The sequence below is a fragment of the Bradyrhizobium sp. USDA3516 genome (assembly GCF_057651995.1).
In genome coordinates, this window is sequence record NZ_JBYGYN010000001.1 from 796479 (window position 1) to 819087 (window position 22609).

Sequence of the window (22609 nt, forward strand, 5' to 3'; positions counted from 1 at the left end):
CGATGCGGCGCTATGCCGTCAGTCGCGCGAGCTGGAACTCGCAGATGTTGGACAATGGAGACAGCGATGTTCCAGAACGAAGCAACCGGCATCACCGCGATCGCGGAAATCCTCCAACTCGTCCATTAACACTCGCGATTGCTCGACATGCTAGGTTCGCGCCGGTATCGGAACATGTCTCGTCAGGGGAGCGCAGCCCCCTTAACCCTTCCATGATTGCATCCATTCTCCAGTTCATGCGGCGCGACGTCACGCGCGGTGTTGCCGGGACCATCCTGCTCAAGGTCGGCAGCGGCGTGCTCGCGTTCGCGTTGTTCTCGCTGGCGGCGCGGACGATGTCGCCCGACGGCTTCGGCATCTTTGCGACCTGGCTGTCGGTCGCGCAGATCGCGGCCGTCGTGGGACTGGTCGGCCAGGAATCCCTGCTGGTGCGATTCCTGAACGAATATCAGGTCGGCGAAAGGCCGGACCTTACCAAGGGCGTCCTCCAGTCGAGCTTGAAGATCGCCTCGCTCGCAATGCTGATCGTGATCGGCGGGATCGCGATCGTCGCGAGCATGAGAGGCGACTGGTGGCTGCTGATCCTTGCGGTGTCGGCCTACACGGCCGTCAATGCCGGATTGATGCTCGGCAGCCAGATCGCGCGCTCGCTGGTCAGCATTCTCATGGGCGAAGGAAACCGCGAGTTCCTTTGGCGGGCCATCGTCGTCCTGTTCCTGCTCGTCATGCTGCTCGCCCATCGCCAACTCGATCCGGCCGAGATGTTCGCGGCGATGACGGTCGCCATGTCGGTTGGCCTTGTTGCGCAGATCGTATCCATCGCGCGCGTGCTGCCGGATCTGCGCAGTACGCCGGCGCGCTCGGAGACGTCACGCTGGCGATCGAGTGCCCTGCACTTCTGGCTCGCATCGATCCTCGAAGTGGCCAGCCAGTATCTCGACGTCATTCTGGTCTACTGGATGCTGGATCCGACGACCGCGGGAATCTACTTTGCCGCCTCGCGCCTCGCCAACATCTTCGCCATGGTGTCCGCGGCGCTTTACACGTTCGGGGCGCGCCGGCTTCCGTCACTGTATTTCAGCAAGAATCATGGCGAATTCGAGCGCACCTCGCGCTTGATGGCGGAAGTGACTGCGCTCTGCGTCGTCGCCGGTCTCGCCACGATCTGGATCGGCGGCCCCTATCTCCTCAACCTGTTCGGACCTCATTTCGCCGAGCAGCACGCGGTCCTGATCGTGCTCGCAATCGGAACCGCCATCCAGGCGGCGGGCGGCCCGTCTGCTGCGATCCTGCAATTGACCGGCCATGAACGAATCTATGTGCCCGTGGTCGCCGCCAACGTCGCGCTGCGGCTCGTCGGATTTCTCGTCCTGGTCCCCTTCCTCGGCGTGCTTGGCGCGGCGATTTCGACGACCGTGTCTCTCGCGCTCGCGACCATCGCCCTGAACGTCCTCTGCCGCCGGCGAAGCGGGGTGGACCCTTCCGTTCTCGTGCTGTTGCGCTTCCCGGCATCGAGGCGCGGCAACTACGCAGTTCGCAGCGCGGAATCGCGTGACTAGGTGGGTCACGCAGCCGGCGTCAATGCGCGGGACCGATTGGTTAACGCGCCAGCCGGGAACCAGCGGAAATGCTGCGCGAACGACGCCGTCGCCACGGAGCCGCATTAACTCCGTTTGTTGCTAGCCGGTGTCCGCGCAATGCCCGCATGATAGGTACGGAGTTAAGAAGGTGAAGATTTCGTTGCTTTAGCGGGTCGGGATCCGTGCTCCATTATCAGCCGAACAAGGACGTGGGCGAGACGAGCGCGACGGCACCTGCGCCCTCGAAGGGCGGTGGGCGAAAACTCCACGTGCTTCTCGCGCAAACCCAGGCCGAGAACGCCGGTGCACAGGAGATCTCGCGGCTGCTTGGCGCCGGGCTGACTGCGCGCGGTTACCGCGTCACCAACCTGTTCTTCTTCCGCAAATCGGACTCCTTCGATGAGCCGCCCGATACGCTCTATTGCGCGCCGAGCCGGCCGGGCAATCCGCTGGCACTGCTCCGGATGCTGTGGACGCTCGGCCGCCACATCAGGGCCACCAGGCCCGACGCCGTCCTGACCTTCCAGCATTTCGGCAACGTCATCGGCGCCGGCGTGACGCGCCTCGTCAGCCGTGCACCAATCGTCGCAAATCAGGTGTCATCCGCGCTGGCGATGAGCTGGCCGGTCCGCACCGCCGACATCGCCATGGGCAGCCTCGGCTTCTTCGACTGCATCACGCTCAATTCGCAGGACATGGAACGCGAATATTCGCGCTACCCCGCGGCCTACCGGTCGCGCATGGTGCATGTGCCGCACGGCTTCGACGACAAGGCGCTCACCCTGTCGAAGGAGACTGCACGAGACCAATTCAACCTGCCGACGGACCGCGTCCTGCTCGGCTGCGCGGCACGGCTGCATCCGCACAAGCGGCTCGATCTGGCGATCGGTCTGCTGCCGGATCAACCGTCCTGGCATCTTGCGCTGGCCGGCCAGGGAGCCGACGAAGCCAGGCTGAGGCAGCTCGCGAACGACCTGAACGTCTCGGACCGTCTGCATCTGCTCGGGGAGATTCCTCCCGGCCGGATGGCCGACTTCCTTGCTTGTCTCGACGTGTTCGTCTTTCCGACCCAGGCCGAGACCTTCGGTCTGGCCGCGGTCGAAGCCGCCAACGCCGGTGTTCCCTCCGTCGTGACCGATCTTCCCGTCCTTCGCGAAGTGTTGTCCTGCGAGGGCAGACCCACCGCACTCTTCGTCGATGCCTCCGATCATGCGAAGCTCTCCGCGGCGGTCTCCAGGCTGGTAACCGACAAGCAATTACGTGAAGAGCTGCGACAAAACGCCAAAGGCCTGCGGCTGCGCTATTCGGTAGATGCCATGGTCGAGGAATACGTCCGAATTCTCGACCGCGTCGTTTGACCTGATGCGTCGGAACAGATTGGCTCGACATGATCATCGAGTTTCGCTGTGAACGTGACTACGCGCGGCGCTGGATGGACCGCAGAACGCTGTCGATCGATGGCCGGGACGTGCCGGTGCAGGTTGCATGGACGGCAACGGCGGAGCCGCGGCCGGCGGGTCTTGATGCGCTGTTCGAGCTCGAGCGCCTGCTGCTGCACAAGGGCAAGCCCAGCGGGGCGGACAGGTTGAGTATCGGTTCCGAACCAGCACAAAGCAGCCTCGGCACGGCCGACGTGATCGTCGATTTCACGAGTGCTCCGCGCGATCCGGCGAGCCCAGCCCGGCTGTATCTCCGGCCGCTGTTCAACGGCGTCGCAGGCGAAAATGCCGCGCTCGCCGCCATCCTCGCCGGCGATCTGCCCGTGATCGAGATCGTCAACGAGATCGACGGTTCGGTCCTCGACCGCGGTCATCCGTCCGGGGAAATAGCCGCGGGCCTCAGTGGTGCGCTCGAAACGATCATAGCGCGGACCCTGACCATGCTGACGACGATCCTGTCGGGAAGGCCGCGGATCGTTCCGCAACTGCCGCGCCCCGCCGCAAGTGGCTCGCGCCGCGGTCCTCTCGGCTACGTTGCGCGCGGCCTTGCCGTGTCGATCGCCAAGGAGATCTATCGCCTCTGCTGCTATGCCCCGCATTGGCATATCGGTTGGCGCTTCAACGACGGCCCGGGCGTCTGGCAGACCGGAAACCTGTCAGGTCCAGGCTGGAACGTTCTGAGAGATCCTGGAAACCACTTCTACGCCGATCCCTTTCCCGTCACGTGGCAGGGACGGACCTTCGTCTTCTTCGAGGATCTCGATCACCGCGTCGGAAAAGGCATCATTTCGACGATCGAGTTTGGCGACGCGGGGCCGGTCGGCGAGGTGATGCCGGTGCTGGAGGAGTCCTGTCACCTCTCCTATCCGTTCGTGATCGAGGACGACGGCGAGCTCTGGATGATCCCGGAGAGCTCGACCCGCGGGGACGTCGCCCTCTACAAATGCGCTCGGTTTCCGGACAAATGGGAGCGGTACGCAACGCTGCTTTCCGGCCTCGAGCTGGCCGACGTCACGATCACGCGCCACAACGGCCTGCATTATCTGTTTGGCGCCTGGCGCGACGGAACGGGTGGCTATTCGGATTCGCTGGCGATCTATTACGCCGATCGCGTCTTGGGGCCCTGGTTGCCCCACGCCAGCAATCCGGTCTTGATCGACCGCGCCAGCACGCGGCCGGCAGGAAACTTCGTCACGCTCGATGACAGACTGTGGCGACCGGTCCAGGACTGCACCCACGGATACGGCGCAGCGCTTGCCCTGGCGGAAGTGGTCGAGCTGTCGCCGACGGGGTTCAAGCAGATCGTCCGCCACGCACTGAAGCCCGGACCGGCATGGCCCGGCAGGAAGTTGCATACCCTAAACCGCTGCGGCCGGCTCGAGCTGATCGACGGATCGCGCGTCCAACCCAAGACCAGCCTCTTCGCGAGCGCAATTCCATCGGCCATGTCACCTGCGCGAACCAATCCCTCCGCTGCCGGCTAGCAGCCGCTTATCTTCGCTTGCACCGCGTCCGAGTGCGCGGCCGAGCGCGCGTGCGACCGTTCCGGCCTGCGATGCATTGCCGCGCCAGGCCACGATCTGGTCGGGACGTATCAGGGCTAGATCCGCCTCGTAGAGATCCCGCAACGATCTGGGCAACGTGACGAGCTTTACATCGGCCCCGATCGCGCGGATGGTCGCGGCGAATGACGCATGGGCCGACATGATGTCCCCAAACTGAAGCAACGTCCATTCGAATCCGAACAAGTCGTATATCGACTTGCCGTCGTCGAGCCACGCATGCGGTGCGCGGCCGCCGGGACAGGCGGTAGGAACGTAGACGTTGGCGTCATCCGGCGGCGGCTCGCTGCCGTCGGGGACGATGATCGGCGAGCCGTCGTAGCGTCCGCCGAAGGTGACGCCGGGGATGTTGAACTCCGCCCGGGCATGCTGATCGAGATAGGCGCCCGCGATCCGCCGCGCTGCTTGGCCGGCTTCCGTCGCATCCTCGATCTCCGGCGCCGGCGCGAACAGGCCGAGCGAATCGGCGAAGCGCCGCGCATGATCGGTGTTGCGGAGCGCCACCGGACGCCGCTCGACCTCGTAGCTGCCGAGCAGTGCCGTCGGGCTCACGCCCTTGACGACGCTTGCGAGCTTCCAGCCAAGATTGACCGCATCCTCGATCGCGGTGTTGTAGCCGAGCCCGCCGGTCGGCGTGAACAGATGCGCCGCGTCGCCGCCGAGGAAGACCCTGCCCCGCTGCATCCCGTTTGCGACCAGCGCGTGGCCGGCGGTCCAGGTCAGGAAGGACAGGACTTCGCAATCGATCGGCGCACCGCAGGCGCGCTGGAACGCGGCTGTGGCCTCGTTGATCGTGATCGCGCTTTCGTTCTCACCCGGGCGCAATTGCGTATGGAACGCAAATTCATCGCGGCCGTTCACCGAGGCCATGAAGGCGCGGCGGTCGCCGTTGAAGCAATTGTACATCCACGCCTTCGCGTGGGGGACGCGCGCGTAGAAATCGGGCGAGCGGAGATAGACCGCCAGCATGCGGCCGCCCATGAAATCGCGCTGCGTCCCGGTCTCGCCGCCATAGACGATACCGAGCGATTGCCGGACCATCGAGCGCGGCCCGTCCGCCCCGACCAGGAAGTCGGCCCGGACCCGGGCGCGGCTGCCATCGTCGAGACGTTCGATTTCGCCGACGATGCCGTCATCGGTTTCGGTGTAGCCGATCAGCCGGTGACCGTAGTTGATCTTGATGCCTTGCAGCCGCTCGGCGTGGCGGCGCAGCACCGCCTCGACATACTTCTGCGAGACCCGATGCGGCAGCTCCGCCGCACTCCAGGAGCCCGACATGCCCTTGATCAGCTCGCCCGCCCGCGATGCTGATGGTAGCGCGAACCGCGCCAGCTCATATCCGGTATAGCGCGTGAAATACGCAACATCGGTCGGGTGGTCCGCGGGCAAGCCCTCCCGCCTGATCTCGTCGGCGAAACCCAGCCGCCGATAATGCTCCATCGAGCGCGCCTGCGTCGCATTGGCTTGCGGATTGAAGGCCGTGCCCGGCTTTTCATCGACCAGGATCGCGGACACGCCGCGGCGGCCGAGCTCGTTCGCCAGCATCAGCCCGCAAGGGCCCCCGCCCACGATGAGTACCGCGGCCGTCTGCAGCGTTTCCAAGACGCTTCTCCCTACCAGCATCATCCTGCACGGTAAGGCGACCTGACTAATTCGTCAAGTTACCTGACTAATCCGGAGCGTCGAGCGTATCGAACTTCGCGCCATACACCGCGAGCCCCTTAAGGATCGCGTCCATCCTGGCCTTGCCGAGCTCGGCGCGCATCTCCCTCTCGGCGATGTCGACGGCATCGCGGAACGCATCGAGCCATTTGCGCCCCGCGGGCGTGAACGTGACGATGCGCGCGCGCCGGTCGGTCGGATCGGCGATGCGATCGACGAGGCCTAGCTCGGCGCATTGATCGACCAGCTCGCCCATCGCCTGCTTGCTCATGGAGGCGCGGCGGGCGAGTTCGGTGAGCCGCGTCCCCTCCACGTCGAGATTGCGCGTGAGGCTGACATGGGCGATGCGCGTCTCGTCGTGGCCCCGCTCGCTCATCAATTCGAGCACGCGGCCTTCGAAGCGCCGCACCGCGTTATTGAGCAGGCGGCCGATATTGGCATGCCGCCACGCGGTGCCTGACGTCCTGGACTTCACCGGATCTGCTTTCCGAATCGAGCGATCGACATCGTGGAAAGCTAACACAGGCGTCGCTGCGTACTACCGATCGGCATGGGTGACCGACACGGGCGGCGCGATCGAACCGCCGCCCGTCACCCCTCGTGCTTCGAACGCGCCCGGCAGCGGAGGATGCCCTACTGCGAGCGGTCCGAGGTCCAACCCTTGTACGCGGCGACGTTGTCCCGCGTCACGAGCTTGGACGGCAGCAGCTCGACGGTTGAAGCCGGCTTCTGGCCGTTGAGAATGCCGACGCCGACCTGCACGGCCCGCCGTGCCATGAAGAACGGGTCCTGCGACGCGGACGCCTGGATCTGCGGCGACTGCGGATCTTTCAGCGCGGCCTCGATATCGGGCGCGCCGTCCACGGCGGTGATGATGATGCCGGTTCGGTTCTGCTGGCGCGCGGCAAGGTCGGTGCCGATCGCCTGCGGATCGTTGATGGCGAAGATGGCGTCGATCTTAGGGAAGCGGGTCAGATAACCTTGCGCGACCGTAAGGCCGCCCTCGCGCGAGCCCTTGCCGTCCTGGTCGCTCGACAACACCTTGATGCCGGGATTCTTGGCGAACACGTTCTTGCAGCCGACCACACGGTCGATCACGGCGGAGACCTGCGGCCCGTTTTCGATGATGACGTCGCCCTTGCCGCCCAATTTGTCGACGATGTACTGGCAGGAGATCTCGCCGGCCTGGACGTTGTTCGTGGTCACGGTGGCATCGGCTCCCTCGGCCGCGGTGTCGACCGCGACGACGACGATGCCCGCTGCTTGCGCCTTCTTGATGGCCGGCCCGATCGCCTTCGGATCGCCGGGATTGAGCAGGATCAGGTCGACGCCGGCGGCGATAAAATTATCGATCTGGGTGACCTGCTTGCCGAGGTCGTATTCGAAGCCGACCGCCGTGATCTTCACGTTGGGATTGGTCTTCTTGGCCTCGAACTCGGCGCCCTTCGCCAGCGCGACGAAGAACGGGTTGCCCATCGATCCCAGCGAGACGCCGATCGACTTGAGCTCCTTGGCGGAGGCTGGTGCGGTGGTCAGGGCAAGCGCCATTGCGGCGCCGGCGAGCATGATCGTCTTCAACATGGTCTTCCTCCCTGGTCTGTCTTCGTCCCCGGCGCGGCAGACCAGTTGCCGCAACGGAATCTCGGATCACGCCATGCGCACACCGCTGCGCGCCAGGCCTTTCACGTTCTCGCGGAGCCTTGCAGCCGGTAGCGATCCAGCGCCACGGCGCCGATGATCACCAGGCCCTTGATCACATATTGCCAGATATCGGAGACGCCGATGAGGATGAGGCCGTTGGACAACACGGCGATGATCAGCGCGCCGACCAGCGTGCCCCAGATCGAGCCGATGCCGCCGACGAACGAGGTGCCGCCGAGGATCACCGCAGTGATCGCATCGAGCTCATAGGACTGGCCAAGCTGGAGGCCGTTGGCCGCATAGAGCCGCGCCGCCTGCATGGCACCGCCGAGCCCGGCGAAAAGTCCGGAGATGCCGTAGACGAAGATCAGGACGGCCCAGACCTTGATGCCGGCAAGCCGCGCTGCGCTCTCGTTTCCGCCCACGGCATAGATATGCACTCCGAGCACGGTCCGGCGCAGCACCAGCCAGGAGACGAGAATGACGAGCAAGGCGATCACCGAGAGCCACGGGATCGACGCGACGCCGGGAATGAGCGTCAGCGAGCCGTTGCCGATGAAGGCATAGGGAATGGAGGGATTGAACACGGTGGTGTCGGCCCCGAGCAGCCGCGCAAGGCCGCGCACCGCGGTGAGCGAGCCCAGCGTGACGATGAAGGGCGGCAGGCGAAGCAGCGCAATCAGCGCGCCGTTGACGATGCCGAAGAGGAGGCCGGTGAGCAGCGCCGCCGGCAGCCACAGCATTCCGAGCTCCGGCACCTTGGAGAGCGTCAATCCCGCCATCGCGGAAGCCGCCAGGATCGAGCCGACCGACAGGTCGATGCCGCCGGTGAGGATGACGAAGGTCATGCCGGCGGCGAGCACGGTGTTCACAGCGGCCTGCTGCAATACAATGCCGAGATTTTGTCCGGTGAAGAAGCGGCCTTCCGACAGCACGTTGAAGCCGATGCAGAGGATCAGCAGCACCGGCAACATGCCGAGCGCGCTGATCAGCATCCTCATCCGCTGGCGTCTTGTTTCCGCGGTAGCGCCGTTGGTCGTCGTCGATGCCGGCTTTGCCCCCGCAGCACCATTGTCAGGCATCGAGATGCTCCATCCCCGTGGCAAGCCCCATAATGTCTTCCTGCGCCAGCGGCGAATGCGGGCCGCGGCTGACCTCGCCGGCGATGTGCCCGGCACGCATGACGATCACGCGGTCGCAGATGCCGATGATCTCGGGCAGATCGGACGAGATGACGAGGATCGCGGTGCCGGCCTTGGCGAGATTGTCGATGATCGAATAGATTTCCGACTTGGCACCGACGTCGACGCCGCGGGTCGGCTCGTCAAGAATCAGGACTTTCGGTGCGATGGCGAGTAGCCGCGACAGCAGCACCTTCTGCTGGTTGCCGCCCGACAGGCCGCCGGCGGGAACGCCGGCATTGGCGGCGCGGATGCTGAGGCCTGCAAAGGCGCGGTCGGCGCGCTCGCGTGCCTTGTCGCGATCGAGAAACCAGCCGAGCTTCGCATCGCGGCCGAGCACGGCGAGATTGATGTTGTCCAGACACGACATGTCGAGAAACAGGCCGAGCGCCTTCCTGTCTTCGGTCAGATAGGCGATGCCGGCCTCGAGCGCCTCGCCCGGCGTGCGGATCTCGACCGGACGTCCCTCCAGCTCGAGCCGGCCGGAGGTTTTCGCCGACGCACCGATGATGAGATGCGCAAGCTCGGTGCGACCGGCGCCGATCAGGCCGGCGAGGCCGACCACCTCGCCCGCATGCACGGTGAGCGAGCAGCCCTTGACGCGCCCGCCATCGGCCATGTCGATCGCCGCGAGCACGGGATGCCCCCGCCCCGCCTCCGGATCATGGTCCTTCTTGTAGAACGAGGAGACGTCGCGACCGACCATCAGCCGAACGATTGTGTCGGCGCGGATCTCGGGCTTGTCGAGCGAGCCGACCAGGCGGCCGTCACGCAGCACGGTGACGCGATCGCCGAGCGCATAGACCTCGTCCATGCGATGCGAGATGTAGATGATGGCAAGCCCCTCCGTGCGAAGCTGGCGGATCAGCTCGAACAGCCGCTCGCTTTCGGCAGCCGACAGCGAGGTGGTCGGCTCGTCCATGATGAGGATTTTCGATCGGACGTGCAGCGCGCGTGCGATCTCGACCAGCTGCCGCTGGCCCATGGACAGATGCGCCACGAGCGTCGAGGGCAGGAAGTCCGCGCCGAGGCGCTTCAGGATCGGGCCAACGCCCTCGCCCATGGCGCCGCGCGCCAGCAAGCCGGATCGCGATAGCTCCCGTCCCAGATAGATGTTCTCGGCCACGCTGAGATTGGGAGCGAGCGACAGCTCCTGGTAGATGATGGAGATGCCCGCCGCGCGGCCGCCGAGCGGGCCTTCGATCCGCACCGCCCTGCCCTCGATGCGGATCTCGCCGCCCGGATCGGGCCGGTAGGCGCCGGACAGGATCTTCATCAGCGTCGACTTGCCGGCGCCGTTCTCACCCATCAGGGCGTGAATTTCGCCGGGATAGACGGTGAGATCGACGGCCCGCAGCGCCTTGATGCCGAAGAAGGTCTTCGAGACCCCGCGCATCTCGAGGATCGGATCGTTCATCGTGCCTCCCGGCACACAATGCGTTTCCCACCCGCGTCTCGATCTTCTTGCCTGCGCGGTTCGCGCATTAAACAAAAGGCCGCGGCACAGGGCAACAGCGAACAGACGGAACTGCTCGATCGAAACGATGCTAGTGGCGCGGCCGATACAGTTCACGCCAGGCGGGAAGCCGCTCGGCATAAGCATCCGTCAGCCCGGCTTCGGGTTCGAATGTCTCGATGCGCTGCGGACGTGTGCACACGGCTTCGATTGCCTCACCGCTGACAGCAAGCCGCCCTAATCTCGCCGCACCGAAAGCGGCGCCGGTCTCACCTCCGGCAAAGCGATGGATCGGAACATTGAGCACGTTCGCCAGCACCGAAAGCCAGAAGGCAGAGCGTGAACCGCCGCCGATCACGTCGGCTTCCGCAATTCCGATGCCGGCATCCGCGAGCGCATCGCGGCAATCGGCAAGCGCGAAGGCGACGCCTTCGAGCACCGCCTGCACGATCGCCGCGCGATCGGTGCCATGGCTCAGACCATCCAGCATGCCGCGCACAACGGGGTCGTCGTAGGGCGTCCGCTCGCCGGCGAGATAAGGCAGGAAGCTCACGGGCGACGGCGCCTGAGGTCGCGCGCCCAGCGGCGCCAGCAGCTCGGTCTCGGTGGCGCCGAACAGGCGCGCGAGCCAGGCGAGGCAGGAGGCGGCCGAGAGGATCGCGCCGGCCTCAATCCACATGCCGGGAACCGCGTGGCAGAACGTGTGCACGACGCGGTCGGGATTGGCGGCGATCCTGTCCGTCGGGGCCATCAGCGCACCGGAGGTTCCCAGCGACACGAAGGCGGCTCCCGGCCGGATTGCGCCAATGCCGACGGCGCCCGCGGGATTGTCGCCGGCCCCGCCGGCGATCACCGGTTGGCCCCTCATGCCCCAACGCCGCGCGAGCTCGCTGCGCAATCTCGTTGCGGGCGCGCATCCCTCGACCAGGCGCGGCATGTGCTCGCGTGACAAGCCGCTCGCTGCCAGCGCGGCGTCCGACCAGTCGCGGCGCGCGACGTCGAGCCACAGGGATCCCGAGGCATCCGAGACGTCCTCGACGGCCTCGCCCGATAGCACCAGTCGCAGATAGGCCTTTGGCAGCAGAACGAGCTTCGTCGCCGCAAAGATCTCAGGCTCGTGCGCGGCGATCCAGAGCAGCTTTGGCGCGGTGAAGCCTGGCATCGCCTTGTTGCCGGTCACCTCGCGCAAGGCGGGCCATCGTTGCTCCAGGACACGGCACTCGGCGGCAGAGCGGCCGTCGTTCCAGAGGATACAGGGCCGCAGCGGCCTCGAGCTCGCATCCAGCAGCGTCGCGCCATGCATCTGGCCGGACAGCCCGATGCCTGCCACCGCCGCCAACGCATCGGCGTGAGACGACTTGAGGGCATCCAGCGTGGCGAAGGTCGCATCGATCCACTGCGCAGGATCCTGCTCGGAATAGCCGGGTTGCGGCGAGACGGTCGCGAGCGGCCGGGTCTCGCTTGCGATCACGCGCTGGGCATCGTCGACGAGAACCGTCTTGACCGCTGAGGTGCCGAGATCGATGCCGAGATACATGGCTGCTTCCCGCTCACTTCGCCGCGTCGATCCAGATCCCCGGCTCCGAATGCTCCCGGATGTAGCTGACGAGGAAGTCGGAGAACACCCTGATCTTGGCGGGAAGCCTGACGCGGTTCTGATAGGCGATGTTCATGGTGAGCAGCGGCAGCTGCCAATCGCTCAGGACAGGCACCAGCCGGCCAGCCGCGATATCGCCCTGCACGATATAGAGCGGCTGGATCAGGATGCCGAGCCCGGCGCGGGCTGCGCCGCAGATGATCTGGCCGTCGTTGCTGTCGAGCGTCGGGGCGATCCGGATCGTCTGCGTCGCGCTGCCCTGGCTCAACCGCAGCGAATAGGGATCATTGGCGAGGTTGTAGATCAGCATGTTGTGACGGGCGAGATCGGCGGGATGCTCGGGCCGGCCGTGCTTCTCCAGATAGGACGGAGCCGCCGCGAGCACGCGGTGCATCTGGCCGATGCGGCGGACGACGATGTTCGAATCCGGCTCGTGCTCGCGCGTGCGGATCGCAACGTCGATGCCGGCCTCGATGAAGTCCAGATAGCGGTTGGCGCTGATGATCTGAACGCTGAGATCGGGATAGAGCGCGCGGAAGGCGGGCAGCATCGGCGCGAGATAGATCATCGCGAAGGACAGCGAGGATGTCACGCGCAGCATGCCCTTTGGCGACAGCGCGCGATCGGACACCGCGTCCTCGGCCTCGGCGAGCTCGTTCAGAAGCGTGCTGCAACGCTGCAACAGCTCCTGCCCGGCTTCGGTCAGCCATTGCCGGCGCGTGTTGCGCTCGATCAGCCGGACCGCCAACCGCTCTTCCAGCGCACTGAGATGGCGGCTCGCGGCCGCGTTCGACATCCGCAGGATTTCGGCGGCCTTGGACAGGCTGCCGAGCTCAGCGGTTTTGGAGAAGACCTCGAGTTGGAGCAGCCGGTCCATTTTTGCGAAATTAGGAAAAGAGACTTACAAATTTTGACCTTTATTTCCGATTTCTGCAAGGCAAAATGGCGCCAACAAAGCACATCGCAGGCGAGGAAATCAGGAAATGTCGGGCCCGATCAGGCACATCGTGATGTGGCGGCTGCGCGGGGAGACGCCGGCGGAGCGCTCGGCCGCCCGGCTCAAGGTCAAGACCCTGTTCGAGGGCCTCAAGGGCCGGATCGACGGTCTCACCCACATCGAAGTCGGCATGGACGTCAGCGCGGTCGACTACGCCTGCGACGTGGTGCTGTTCTCCGAATTCACCGACCAGGCGGCGCTTGCCGCCTACGCCAACCATCCGGAGCATCTACGCGTGCGCGAGGCGCTGGGCGACTTGCGGGTCGGGCGCTTCCAGGTCGATTATCCCATCAAAGAGACCGGCACATGATCGGTTCGTTCACCTTCGAAAACCTGCCTTGCCGCGTCGTGTTCGGCGGCGGAACACTGGCGAGCGCCAGGGCCGAGGTCGAGCGGCTCGGCGGCAAGCGCGCGCTGGTGCTGACGACGCCGCAGCAGGAGGCACAAGGCAGGAGCTTGGGCGCCGCGCTCGGCCCGCTCTATGCCGGTCTCTTTTCCGGCGCCACCATGCACACGCCGGTAGAGGTCACGCAACGCGCGCTCGCGGCGATGAAGGGATGCGAGGCGGACTGCGTCGTCTCGCTCGGCGGCGGCTCGACCACCGGCCTCGGCAAGGCTTTGGCCTTGCGTACCGGCGTCAACCAGCTCTGCATCCCCACCACCTATGCCGGCTCGGAGATGACGCCGATCGTCGGCCAGACCGAGAACGGGCTGAAGACCACATTGCGCGATGCGGCCGTGCTGCCGGAGACCGTGATCTACGACGTCGACCTGACCCTGACGCTGCCTGCGAGCCTCGCCGCAACATCCGGCATCAACGCGATCGCGCACGCGGTCGAGGCGCTCTACGCGCGCGACGCCAACCCTGTCACCTCGCTGATGGCCGAAGAAGGCATCCGCGCGTTGGCGCGTGCCCTGCCCAGCATTGCCGCCAGGAGCGACGATCGCGAGGCCCGCACCGAGGCGCTCTATGGCGCCTGGCTGTGCGGTGTCTGTCTCGGCACGGTCGGCATGGCGCTGCATCACAAGCTCTGTCACACGCTCGGCGGCACGTTCGACCTGCCGCACGCCGAGACGCACACGATCGTGCTGCCACATGCACTGGCTTACAATGCGCCGGCGGTGCCCGACGCGATGGCGCGCATCTCGCGCGCGACCGGCGCGGCCGACGCAGCGCAGGGACTTTACGATCTTGCCAAGCGACTGGGTGCGAAGGTCGCGCTGCGCGACATCGGCATGCCCGAGAGCGGCATCGACAAGGCGGCCGATCTCGCCGTCACCAACGCCTATTGGAACCCGCGCCCGCTCGAGCGTGGCGCCATTCGCGACTTGATTGCACGCGCCTGGGCCGGCGAGCCGCCAAGCGCCGTCAAAGCGGCGGCGTGAGACGATGCGGCGCACGCTGATCAAATCCGCCATCGTCATCAGCATGGATGACGCGATCGGCGATCTCCTGACCGGCGATGTGCTGGTCGAGGGCAACCGGATCGCCGATGTGCGTCCGTCGATCGACGCTGCGGCCGACATGGAGGTCGTCGACGGCGCGGGCCGCATCGTCATTCCGGGCTTGATCAACGCACATATGCACACCTGGCAGACCGGCTTGCGCGGCTTTGCCGCCAACTGGACGCTGCTGGAATATTTCCGACGCATGCACGCCGGGCTCGCCACCGTATTCCGGCCCGACGACATCTACATCGCCACCCTCGTCGGTGCGCTGAACCAGATCAATCACGGCGTCACCACGCTGGTCGACTGGTGCCACAACAACCCGACGCCCGATCATACCGATGCCGCCGTACGCGGCTTGGTCGAAAGCGGCATCCGCGCGTCGTTCTTCCACGGCTCGCCAAAACCCGAGCCGAAGCCGGGCGAGCCGCATTTCTCGGAAGTGCCGCATCCCCGCCGCGAGGTCGAACGGCTGCTGGCAGGCCCCCTCGCCGGTCGCGACGGCCTCGTCACGCTCGGGCTCGCCATTCTCGGCCCGCATTACTCGACGCTCGACGTCGCCATGCACGATTTCCGTCTGGCGCGGGAGCTGAACCTGATCGCCTCGATGCATCAGGGCGGCGGCCCGGCCAAGACGCCCGGCGGCTGGGAAAAGCTGCTCGAGGCGGGTCTCGTCGGCCCCGGCATCAACATCGTCCATGGCAACGATCTGCCCGATGAACTGCTCGATCGTCTCGTCGGTCTCGGTGTGTCGTTCTCCGTCACGCCCGAGAACGAGATGATCCAGGGCCATGGTTTTCCGATCATCGGACGCCTGCTCAAGCGCGGCGTGCGGCCGACCATCGGCATCGATCTCGAATCCGTGCTGGCCGGCGATCTCCTCTCCGCCGCGCGCGTTGCGCTGTCGATGCAGCGGGCGCTCGACAATGCGGAGTCGCGCAGAGCGAGTGGCGCCATTCCGGCGACGACCACGATTCCCGCGCGCGAAGCGCTGCGCTGGATCACGACGGAAGGTGCCCGCATGCTCGGGCGCGAGCACCGGATCGGCTCGCTGACGCCGGGCAAGCTCGCCGACCTCGTCATCATCAACGCCTCCGATCTCAACCTCCATCCGGTACACGATCCCGTCGCGACCGTCGTGATGCAGACCAGCCTCGCCAACATCGAGGCCGTCATGATCGGCGGTGCCTGGAAAAAGCGGAATGGCCGGTTGCTGGTTGACGGGCTGGAGGAGAAGAAGGAGCTGCTGGCGCAATCCGGGCGGCGGCTGGTGCAGGACATCGAACGACAGGGACGCGCCGCCTGAAGGCGCCAATGGACAAGAACAATGACTGACGCTCTGAAACAAGTTGCTTTCATCGGGATCGGCAAGATGGGCCTGCCGATGTCGGTGCTCGTCGCCAAGGCTGGCTACAACGTCACCGGGTTCGACCAAAGCGCGGCGCGCATCGACGAGGCACGCGCGCTGGGCATTGTGATTGCCCCCTCGCCGGCCGAAGCCGTGAACGGCAAGGCCGCCGTGATCACGTCCCTGCCCGACGACGCCGCCTTGCGCAGCGCGCTGCTCGGCCCCGGCGGCCTGATCGCCGCGATGGCGCACGGTGCCGTCTTGATCGAAACCAGCACCGTGAGTGTCGAAGCCTCAGCCGAGGTTGCGGCCGCCGCGCAGGCACGCGGCATTTCCTATCTGCGCTCGCCGGTCTCCGGCAATGCCAGCATCGTGCACACCGGCGCGCTGACCTGCTTCGTGTCGGGGCCGAAGGACGCGTTCGAGAGCGCAAAGCCGCTGTTCACAGCCTTCACCCGCGCTCAGACCTATCTCGGCCCCGCCGAGGAAGCGCGCTACGCAAAACTTTCGGTCAATCTGATGATCGCGGTGTCGGCGGCGATGATGGCCGAGAGCCTGGCGCTGGCGCGCAAGGGCGGCATCGCCTGGCAGGACATCCTTAAAGTTCTCGACGACAGCGCGGTCGCTTCGCCCATGGTCAAGTACAAGACCGCACCGCTGCGGACCCGCGATTTCGAGTCCACCTTCTCCTGCAAGCAGATGGCCAAGGATCTCGACCTGATCCTGGGCGCCGGCCATGCAGTCGGCGTGCCGCTGCAGCTCGCCGCGCAAGTGCGGGAGACCTATGGCGCGCTGGTAGCCCAGGGCGACGGCGACACCGACTTCATCGCGACGGTCAAGCATCTCGAGCGGCTGTCCGGCCTCGGCGAACCAAAACCCTGATCGCGGAGAACCACATGCGTAACTTCAACGAAAACACGATCACGGACGCCGTACTGGAGCGGATCGCGGGCGCGACCGATCCACGCGTCAAGCAGGTGAGCGAGGCGCTGGTGCGGCACTTGCACGCGTTCGTCCGCGAGGTGCGGCCGACCCAGAAGGAGTGGGAATACGGCATCGACTTCCTGACCCGCACCGGGCACATGTGCAACGACAAGCGCCAGGAATTCATCCTGCTGTCGGACACGCTCGGCGTCTCCATGCTGGTCGATGCCATCAACCATCCGGTGCCCGAAGGCGCGACCGAGACCACGGTGCTCGGCCCGTTCTTCGTCCAGGCCGCGCCCGAGAAGGACAGCGGCGCTGACATCTCCGGGCCGATGGAGGGCGATCCGATGCTGGTCACTGGTTCGGTCTCGACCGTGGACGGACAGCCGCTCGTCGGCGCCATCGTGGACGTCTGGCATTCCGACGACGACGGCTATTACGACGTGCAGCAGCTCGACAGGATCGGGGATCTCGCGATGCGCGCCCGCTTCCACACCGACGCCAACGGCCGCTTCCATTTCTGGTCGATCAAGCCGGCCGCCTACCCGATTCCGCATGACGGGCCGGTCGGCGAGATGCTCGAGGTGCAGGGACGCCATCCCTGGCGCCCGGCGCATGTGCACTTCATGATCTCAGCGCCAGGTTTCGAGCAACTGGTGACGCACGTGTTCGTTGCCGGCGACCAATATCTCGACAGCGACGTGGTGTTCGGCGTCAAGGACAGCCTGATCCGCGAATTCGTCCGTCATCCCGCCGGCCGTGCGCCGGATGGTCGCATGGTGGAGCGCGATTATTTTCATCTCAACTATGATTTCGGCCTGAAGCAGGTCGCACGCAACGCAAGAGCCGCTTAAGCTCGACGACGGACCAACAAGAGTCCGTAAAACAGGGACGGGAGCCAAAGGATGGGACCGCGGGTCAGCACGGGCATTGTGGCCGAGCGCCTTGCCGGCATGATCGGTCCGCGCGCGAGCGTCGCGCGCGCCGTGCTCGATCAGCACGGGCAGAGCGAGTCGCACTATCAGAGCCTGCCGCCCGACATCGTGGTCTTCCCAGAGACCACGCAGGAGGTCGCCGAGATCGTCAAGCTCTGCGCCGGTGCGGGCATGCCGATCGTCCCGTTCGGCGCCGGGACCTCGCTCGAAGGCAATGCGGCGGCGGTCGCCGGCGGCGTCTGCTTCGACTTCGCGCGCATGAACAAGGTGCTCATGGTGCACGACAGTGACATGGACGTCGTGGTGCAGCCCGGCATTACCCGCAAGCAGCTCAACGCCGAGCTGCGTAATACCGGCCTGTTCTTCCCGATCGACCCGGGCGCCGACGCCTCGATCGGCGGCATGACCTCGACGCGCGCCTCCGGCACGATGGCGGTGCGCTACGGCACCATGAAGGACAACGTCATGGCGCTGGAGGTGGTGCTGGCCGACGGGCGCATCGTCCGGACCGCGAAGCGCGCGCGGAAATCGGCGGCCGGCTACGACCTGACGCGCATGTTCGTCGGCGCGGAAGGCACGCTCGGAATCATTACGGAGATCACGCTGAAGGTACACCCCGTGCCGCAGGCGATCTCGGCCGCGGTCTGCAGCTTCGACACCCTGCACGATGCGGTGGACACCGCGATCTCCGTGATCCAGTCCGCAATCCCCGTGGCGCGTATCGAGTTGCTCGACGACGTCATGATGCGCGGCATCAACGCCTACGCAAAACTCGGCTATCGCGAGGCGCCCACCCTGTTCTTCGAATTCCACGGCTCCGAGAGCTCGGTCGCCGAGCAGGCCGAGGCGGCGCAGGCCATCGCCGCCGATCATGGCGGCCATGGCTTTGCCTGGGCGAAGGCGCCGGAAGACCGCAGCCGGCTCTGGCACGCCCGCGACAACACGCTCTATGCCGGCCTCGGCCTGCGGCCCGGCGCACGCGCCGTCATCACCGACGTCTGCGTGCCGATCTCGCGTCTGGCGGAGTGCCTGACCGAGACGCGGCGCGATGCCGACGCGCACGGCTTCACCGCACCGATCGTCGGCCATGTCGGCGACGGCAATTTCCACATGCTGATCCTGATCGATCCGACAAAGCCCGAGGAGGCCGAAGACGCCAAGGCGCTGCAGGCCCGCATGGTCGCGCGCGCCATCGCCATGGACGGCACCTGCACCGGCGAGCATGGCATCGGGCTCGGCAAGATCGATTATCTCACCGACGAGCTCGGCGAGGCCGTGGACGTGATGCGATCGATCAAGACGGCGCTGGATCCCAACGGATTGATGAACCCAGGAAAGATCTTTGCGAGGGAAGCCAAAGCATGAGCGACGCGCTCCCGATCGAGGTCACCTCGCCCACGCCGCTGCTGGAGCTGCGCGGCATCAGCAAGGAGTTTCCGGGCGTCAAGGCGCTCGACGACGTGTCCTTTGCCGTCTACCCCGGCGAAGTCCACATGCTGCTGGGCGAGAACGGCGCCGGCAAATCGAGCCTGATGAAGGTGCTGTGCGGCGCCTATCGCGCCGACGCCGGCGAGTTCTATTACAACGGCGAGAGGGTTGCGATCTCCTCGACTGCCGATGCGCAGAAGCTCGGCATCGCCGTGATCTTCCAGGAATTCTCGCTGGTCCCCTATCTCGACATCGCGCAGAACATCTTCCTGGGACGCGAGCCGAAGGGCCGCATTCCCGGCACCATCGACCGCCGCAGGATATTGGCTGACGCAAGGCGCGTGCTTAGCACGATCGGCTTCGACATCGATCCCGCCACCACCGTCGACAAGCTCGGCGTCGCCCAGCAGCAGATGGTCGAGATCGCCAAGGCGATCAGCCAGAACGCCCGCATCCTCGTCATGGACGAGCCGACCGCGGCGCTGTCCGACCGCGAGACCGAGCTCTTGTTCGCGCTGATCGCGCGGCTGAAGGCCGACGGCGTGTCCATCGTCTATATCTCGCACCGCATGGCCGAAGTGTTCGCGCTCGGCGACCGCATCACCGTGCTGCGCGACGGCCGCCGCATCGACGGCGTCCGGCCCGCCGAGGTCACGCCGGACCAGCTGGTGCGGATGATGGTCGGCCGCAACGTCGACATGACCTATCCGCGCCATTTCGCCGATGAGCCGGGCGAGGTGCTGCTCGAGGTCAAGGGCCTCTCCACGCCGACCGGAATCTCCGGCATCAACATCGAGGTGCGCCGCGGCGAGATCGTCGGGCTGTGCGGCCTGGTCGGCTCCGGCCGCAGCGAAGTTGCCCGCGCCATCTTCGGCGCCGATCCCGTGACCTCGGGCGAGATCATCTTCGACGGCAAGAGCATTTCCGGCGAGCCGGACCTTGCCGCCCGGCGCGGCATCGCCCTGATCCCGGAGAGCCGCAAGAGCGAGGGCCTCGCCTTGCTACGCTCGGTCAGCGACAATCTCGTCGTGTCGGCGCTGAAAAAGCTGTTCCCGAGCGGGTTGTTCGACCAGCGCTCGGCCCAGCGTACCGCCGACGGCCTGATCCGGCAGCTCCGCATCGCGACACCGAGCGCACGCCAGACCGTCGGCCTGCTCTCCGGCGGCAACCAGCAGAAGGTCGTGATCGGCAAATGGCTCGCCGCCGGCTCGAAGCTTTTCATCTTCGACGAGCCGACGCGCGGCATCGACATCGGCGCCAAGTCGGAGATCTTCGCGCTGATCGACCGCCTCGTCGCGGAAGGCGCGGCGGCGCTGATGATCTCGTCCGAGCAGGTCGAGATCTGCCATGTCTGCGACCGCGCCTACGTGATGCGCGAGGGACGCATCGCCGGACACCTGGCCCGCAACGAATTGACCGAGGAGAACATCGTGCGATTGGGGATGCATCATGCGTGAAGTCGCAGTCGCCTCGGAGCCCAATCCGCTGCAACGCATTCCCGGCGTTGCCATGGTGCTGGTGCTGCTGATCGCGCTGTTCAGCGCGATCGCGCCCGGCTTCCTGTCGGTCGCCAACCTCTCCAACGTGCTGGTACAGTCGACCATCCTGACCATGCTCGCGCTGCCGATGACGCTGATCATCATGACGGAGGGGCTGGACCTGTCGATGGGCGCGGTGCTGACGCTGACCTCGCTCTGCGTCGCGATCGTGTCGCTCGCGACCAAGTCGATGCTGCTGGGCCTCGGCGCCGGCCTGCTGGTCGGCACGGCCTTCGGCCTCGCCAACGGCTGGCTGGTCGCCATTCTCGGCATCCCGCCCTTCGTCGCGACGCTCGGCACGCTCGGCATGGCGCAAGGCTTGTCGCTGATCGTCAGCGACGGCCAGAGCGTGGTCGGCATTCCCCACAGCGTGCGCGACATCTATTCGGCGACGCTGCTCGGCATTCCCGTGCCGATCGTGATGGCGCTGGTCACATACGCGGCGTTTCACGGCCTGCTCTATCACACCCGCTTCGGCACCTACATCTTCGCGCTCGGCGGCAACCGCGAGGCGCTGCGCTATGCCGGGCTCTCGCCGAACCGGCTGCTGATCGCGGTGTACGCGATCGGCGGCGCCATGGCCGGCATCGCCGGCCTGTTGATGACCGCGCGGATGAACTCCGGCCACCCTACTGCAGGCCTCGGGCTCGAATTCGACGCCATCGCGGCGGTCGCCGTCGGCGGCACCTCGTTCGAGCGCGGCAATGGCTGGCTGCTCGGCACGCTGCTCGGGGTTCTCTCCGTCGGCGTGCTGCGCAACGGGCTGAACCTGATCTCGCTGCCGTCCTCGGTGCAGGTCGCAAGCGTCGGTGTGCTCGTCATCCTCGCGCTGTTCCTCGATGGCCTCAGGAGCCGGGCATGACCGACATCACCAAAGAGGCGATGATGCCGCCCCGCTCCTTCCTGTCGCAGGATGCGATCCAGGTGTTCTATCGCCTGCTCGCGGCGCTCCTGATCTGCGCGGTGCTCGCCGTGCTCAGCGATTCCTTCCTGACTCTCGGCAACATCCTCAACGTGCTCCGCCAGGCGAGCCTGACCTTCTTCATCGCCTCCGGCCTGACGCTGGTGGTGCTGACCGCCGGCCTCGATCTCTCCGTCGGCGCCAATGTCGCGCTGTCGGCCTGCATCGCCGGCACCGTGATCCACACGACCGGCTCACCAGCCCTCGGCATCCTCACCGGGCTTGCCTGCGGCGGCCTCGTCGGCCTGCTCAACGGCATCATGGTCACGGCGCTGCGCATCCCCTCCTTCATCGCCACCTACGGCATGCTCTGGGTGTTGAACGGCCTCACCTATTGGTACATGGCGGGCGAGACCCTGCACGGCTTCCCCACCGGCTTCCGCCAGATCGGCAGCGGCTACCTGTTCGGCCTGCCGATTCCGGTCTATCTGCTGCTGGTGTTCCTCGGGATCGGGACGTTCTTCGCGCAGCGCACGATCTGGGGCCAGGAGATCTATGCGATCGGCGCCAATCCGGTCGCCGCGCGCCTCTCCGGCATCCCGGTCGCGCGCCGCCTGCTGCTGGTATATGCGGTCTCGGGCACCATGGCGGGGCTCGCCTCGATCATCTTCCTGTCGCGGCTCAATTCGGCCGAGGCCGACATCGGCGAGAGCCTGACGCTGCCGGCGATCGCGGCCGTGCTGATCGGCGGCACGTCGCTGTTCGGCGGCGTCGGCACCGTGTTCGGCACCTTCATCGGCGCCCTGATCCTGACCCTGGTGTTGAACGGCATGAACCTGCTCGCGGTCAGCGCCAATTGGCAACCGCTCGTCACCGGCGTCATCGTCATTCTCGCGGTCTGGCTCGACATGAAGACCCGCCGCCGCGCGCAATGAGTTCCAGCAATCCAACAAGCAAAATGAGGGATG

General features: G+C 66.0%; 19 protein-coding genes. 12 read left to right on the forward strand and 7 right to left on the reverse strand.

The window, feature by feature from the left end:
* The first annotated feature begins 212 nt into the window (after nt 1-212).
* From AC24YW_RS03915 to AC24YW_RS03925, 3 genes are all read left to right on the forward strand, one after another.
* Complete coding sequence (locus AC24YW_RS03915) at nt 213-1559, forward strand: lipopolysaccharide biosynthesis protein (protein WP_487481468.1); 1347 nt, start codon at nt 213-215, stop codon at nt 1557-1559.
* A gap of 203 nt (nt 1560-1762) precedes the next feature.
* Entirely contained in the window at nt 1763-2938 is a 1176-nt protein-coding gene (locus AC24YW_RS03920; protein WP_487481469.1) for a glycosyltransferase family 4 protein, read from the forward strand.
* A gap of 29 nt (nt 2939-2967) precedes the next feature.
* Nucleotides 2968-4503, forward strand: a complete 1536-nt coding sequence (locus AC24YW_RS03925) for a glucosamine inositolphosphorylceramide transferase family protein (RefSeq protein ID WP_487481470.1) — start codon at nt 2968-2970, stop codon at nt 4501-4503.
* Here the strand turns inward: AC24YW_RS03925 and AC24YW_RS03930 are convergent.
* The 7 genes from AC24YW_RS03930 to AC24YW_RS03960 form a co-directional block, all read right to left on the reverse strand.
* Nucleotides 4468-6204 carry an FAD-dependent oxidoreductase gene (locus tag AC24YW_RS03930; RefSeq protein ID WP_487481471.1) on the reverse strand — a complete coding sequence of 579 codons (1737 nt, stop codon included), beginning with the start codon at nt 6202-6204 and terminating at the stop codon, nt 4468-4470. The two genes, AC24YW_RS03925 and AC24YW_RS03930, sit on opposite strands and share 36 nt — an antisense overlap.
* A gap of 46 nt (nt 6205-6250) precedes the next feature.
* Complete coding sequence (locus AC24YW_RS03935; RefSeq protein WP_487481472.1) at nt 6251-6718, reverse strand: MarR family winged helix-turn-helix transcriptional regulator; 468 nt, start codon at nt 6716-6718, stop codon at nt 6251-6253.
* Between the two features lie 158 nt (nt 6719-6876).
* On the reverse strand, nt 6877-7824 hold the full coding sequence (locus AC24YW_RS03940) for an ABC transporter substrate-binding protein (protein WP_487481473.1): 948 nt from the start codon (nt 7822-7824) through the stop codon (nt 6877-6879).
* A 101-nt stretch (nt 7825-7925) separates the two neighbouring features.
* The gene (locus AC24YW_RS03945) at nt 7926-8966 is read right to left on the reverse strand and encodes an ABC transporter permease subunit (RefSeq protein WP_487481474.1); all 1041 of its coding nucleotides are present in this window, start codon (nt 8964-8966) and stop codon (nt 7926-7928) included.
* Nucleotides 8959-10482 carry a sugar ABC transporter ATP-binding protein gene (locus AC24YW_RS03950; protein WP_487481475.1) on the reverse strand — a complete coding sequence of 508 codons (1524 nt, stop codon included), beginning with the start codon at nt 10480-10482 and terminating at the stop codon, nt 8959-8961. The genes AC24YW_RS03945 and AC24YW_RS03950 overlap by 8 nt, the downstream gene beginning before the upstream one ends.
* Nucleotides 10483-10612: 130 nt before the next feature.
* The gene (gene xylB, locus AC24YW_RS03955; RefSeq protein WP_487481476.1) at nt 10613-12058 is read right to left on the reverse strand and encodes a xylulokinase; all 1446 of its coding nucleotides are present in this window, start codon (nt 12056-12058) and stop codon (nt 10613-10615) included.
* A gap of 13 nt (nt 12059-12071) precedes the next feature.
* Nucleotides 12072-12995 carry a LysR family transcriptional regulator gene (locus tag AC24YW_RS03960; RefSeq protein ID WP_487481477.1) on the reverse strand — a complete coding sequence of 308 codons (924 nt, stop codon included), beginning with the start codon at nt 12993-12995 and terminating at the stop codon, nt 12072-12074.
* Between the two features lie 106 nt (nt 12996-13101).
* Between AC24YW_RS03960 and AC24YW_RS03965 the strand changes: the two genes are divergently transcribed.
* From AC24YW_RS03965 to AC24YW_RS04005, 9 genes are read left to right on the forward strand one after another with little or no spacing between them, the layout of a single operon-like run.
* Nucleotides 13102-13425, forward strand: a complete 324-nt coding sequence (locus AC24YW_RS03965) for a Dabb family protein (protein ID WP_487481478.1) — start codon at nt 13102-13104, stop codon at nt 13423-13425.
* Nucleotides 13422-14501, forward strand: a complete 1080-nt coding sequence (locus AC24YW_RS03970; protein WP_487481479.1) for a maleylacetate reductase — start codon at nt 13422-13424, stop codon at nt 14499-14501. The genes AC24YW_RS03965 and AC24YW_RS03970 overlap by 4 nt, the downstream gene beginning before the upstream one ends.
* A 4-nt stretch (nt 14502-14505) precedes the next feature.
* On the forward strand, nt 14506-15870 hold the full coding sequence (locus AC24YW_RS03975) for an amidohydrolase family protein (RefSeq protein WP_487481480.1): 1365 nt from the start codon (nt 14506-14508) through the stop codon (nt 15868-15870).
* Between the two features lie 21 nt (nt 15871-15891).
* Nucleotides 15892-16794, forward strand: coding sequence for an NAD(P)-dependent oxidoreductase (locus tag AC24YW_RS03980; protein WP_487481481.1), 903 nt, complete (start codon nt 15892-15894; stop codon nt 16792-16794).
* 14 nt (nt 16795-16808) lie between these two features.
* The gene (locus AC24YW_RS03985) at nt 16809-17693 is read left to right on the forward strand and encodes an intradiol ring-cleavage dioxygenase (protein ID WP_487481482.1); all 885 of its coding nucleotides are present in this window, start codon (nt 16809-16811) and stop codon (nt 17691-17693) included.
* Nucleotides 17694-17744: 51 nt separating this feature from the next.
* Entirely contained in the window at nt 17745-19139 is a 1395-nt protein-coding gene (locus tag AC24YW_RS03990; protein ID WP_487481483.1) for an FAD-linked oxidase C-terminal domain-containing protein, read from the forward strand.
* Complete coding sequence (locus AC24YW_RS03995; protein ID WP_487481484.1) at nt 19136-20659, forward strand: sugar ABC transporter ATP-binding protein; 1524 nt, start codon at nt 19136-19138, stop codon at nt 20657-20659. Before AC24YW_RS03990 ends, AC24YW_RS03995 begins: the two co-directional genes overlap by 4 nt.
* Nucleotides 20652-21602, forward strand: coding sequence for an ABC transporter permease (locus AC24YW_RS04000; protein WP_487481485.1), 951 nt, complete (start codon nt 20652-20654; stop codon nt 21600-21602). The genes AC24YW_RS03995 and AC24YW_RS04000 overlap by 8 nt, the downstream gene beginning before the upstream one ends.
* Nucleotides 21599-22576 carry an ABC transporter permease gene (locus tag AC24YW_RS04005; protein ID WP_487481486.1) on the forward strand — a complete coding sequence of 326 codons (978 nt, stop codon included), beginning with the start codon at nt 21599-21601 and terminating at the stop codon, nt 22574-22576. The genes AC24YW_RS04000 and AC24YW_RS04005 overlap by 4 nt, the downstream gene beginning before the upstream one ends.
* Nucleotides 22577-22609: the final 33 nt, after the last annotated feature.

Excerpts from the sequence above, each read along its gene's own strand:
- AC24YW_RS03915 (WP_487481468.1), top strand. The coding sequence starts at position 213 with ATGATTGCATCCATTCTCCAGTTCATGCGGCGCGACGTCACGCGCGGT.
- AC24YW_RS03925 (WP_487481470.1), top strand. The coding sequence starts at position 2,968 with ATGATCATCGAGTTTCGCTGTGAACGTGACTACGCGCGGCGCTGGATG.
- AC24YW_RS03930 (WP_487481471.1), bottom strand. The coding sequence starts at position 6,204 with ATGCTGGTAGGGAGAAGCGTCTTGGAAACGCTGCAGACGGCCGCGGTA.
- AC24YW_RS03940 (WP_487481473.1), bottom strand. The coding sequence starts at position 7,824 with ATGTTGAAGACGATCATGCTCGCCGGCGCCGCAATGGCGCTTGCCCTG.
- AC24YW_RS03945 (WP_487481474.1), bottom strand. The coding sequence starts at position 8,966 with ATGCCTGACAATGGTGCTGCGGGGGCAAAGCCGGCATCGACGACGACC.
- AC24YW_RS03950 (WP_487481475.1), bottom strand. The coding sequence starts at position 10,482 with ATGAACGATCCGATCCTCGAGATGCGCGGGGTCTCGAAGACCTTCTTC.
- xylB (WP_487481476.1), bottom strand. The coding sequence starts at position 12,058 with ATGTATCTCGGCATCGATCTCGGCACCTCAGCGGTCAAGACGGTTCTC.
- AC24YW_RS03960 (WP_487481477.1), bottom strand. The coding sequence starts at position 12,995 with ATGGACCGGCTGCTCCAACTCGAGGTCTTCTCCAAAACCGCTGAGCTC.
- AC24YW_RS03965 (WP_487481478.1), top strand. The coding sequence starts at position 13,102 with ATGTCGGGCCCGATCAGGCACATCGTGATGTGGCGGCTGCGCGGGGAG.
- AC24YW_RS03970 (WP_487481479.1), top strand. The coding sequence starts at position 13,422 with ATGATCGGTTCGTTCACCTTCGAAAACCTGCCTTGCCGCGTCGTGTTC.
- AC24YW_RS03975 (WP_487481480.1), top strand. The coding sequence starts at position 14,506 with ATGCGGCGCACGCTGATCAAATCCGCCATCGTCATCAGCATGGATGAC.
- AC24YW_RS03980 (WP_487481481.1), top strand. The coding sequence starts at position 15,892 with ATGACTGACGCTCTGAAACAAGTTGCTTTCATCGGGATCGGCAAGATG.
- AC24YW_RS03985 (WP_487481482.1), top strand. The coding sequence starts at position 16,809 with ATGCGTAACTTCAACGAAAACACGATCACGGACGCCGTACTGGAGCGG.
- AC24YW_RS03990 (WP_487481483.1), top strand. The coding sequence starts at position 17,745 with ATGGGACCGCGGGTCAGCACGGGCATTGTGGCCGAGCGCCTTGCCGGC.
- AC24YW_RS03995 (WP_487481484.1), top strand. The coding sequence starts at position 19,136 with ATGAGCGACGCGCTCCCGATCGAGGTCACCTCGCCCACGCCGCTGCTG.
- AC24YW_RS04000 (WP_487481485.1), top strand. The coding sequence starts at position 20,652 with ATGCGTGAAGTCGCAGTCGCCTCGGAGCCCAATCCGCTGCAACGCATT.
- AC24YW_RS04005 (WP_487481486.1), top strand. The coding sequence starts at position 21,599 with ATGACCGACATCACCAAAGAGGCGATGATGCCGCCCCGCTCCTTCCTG.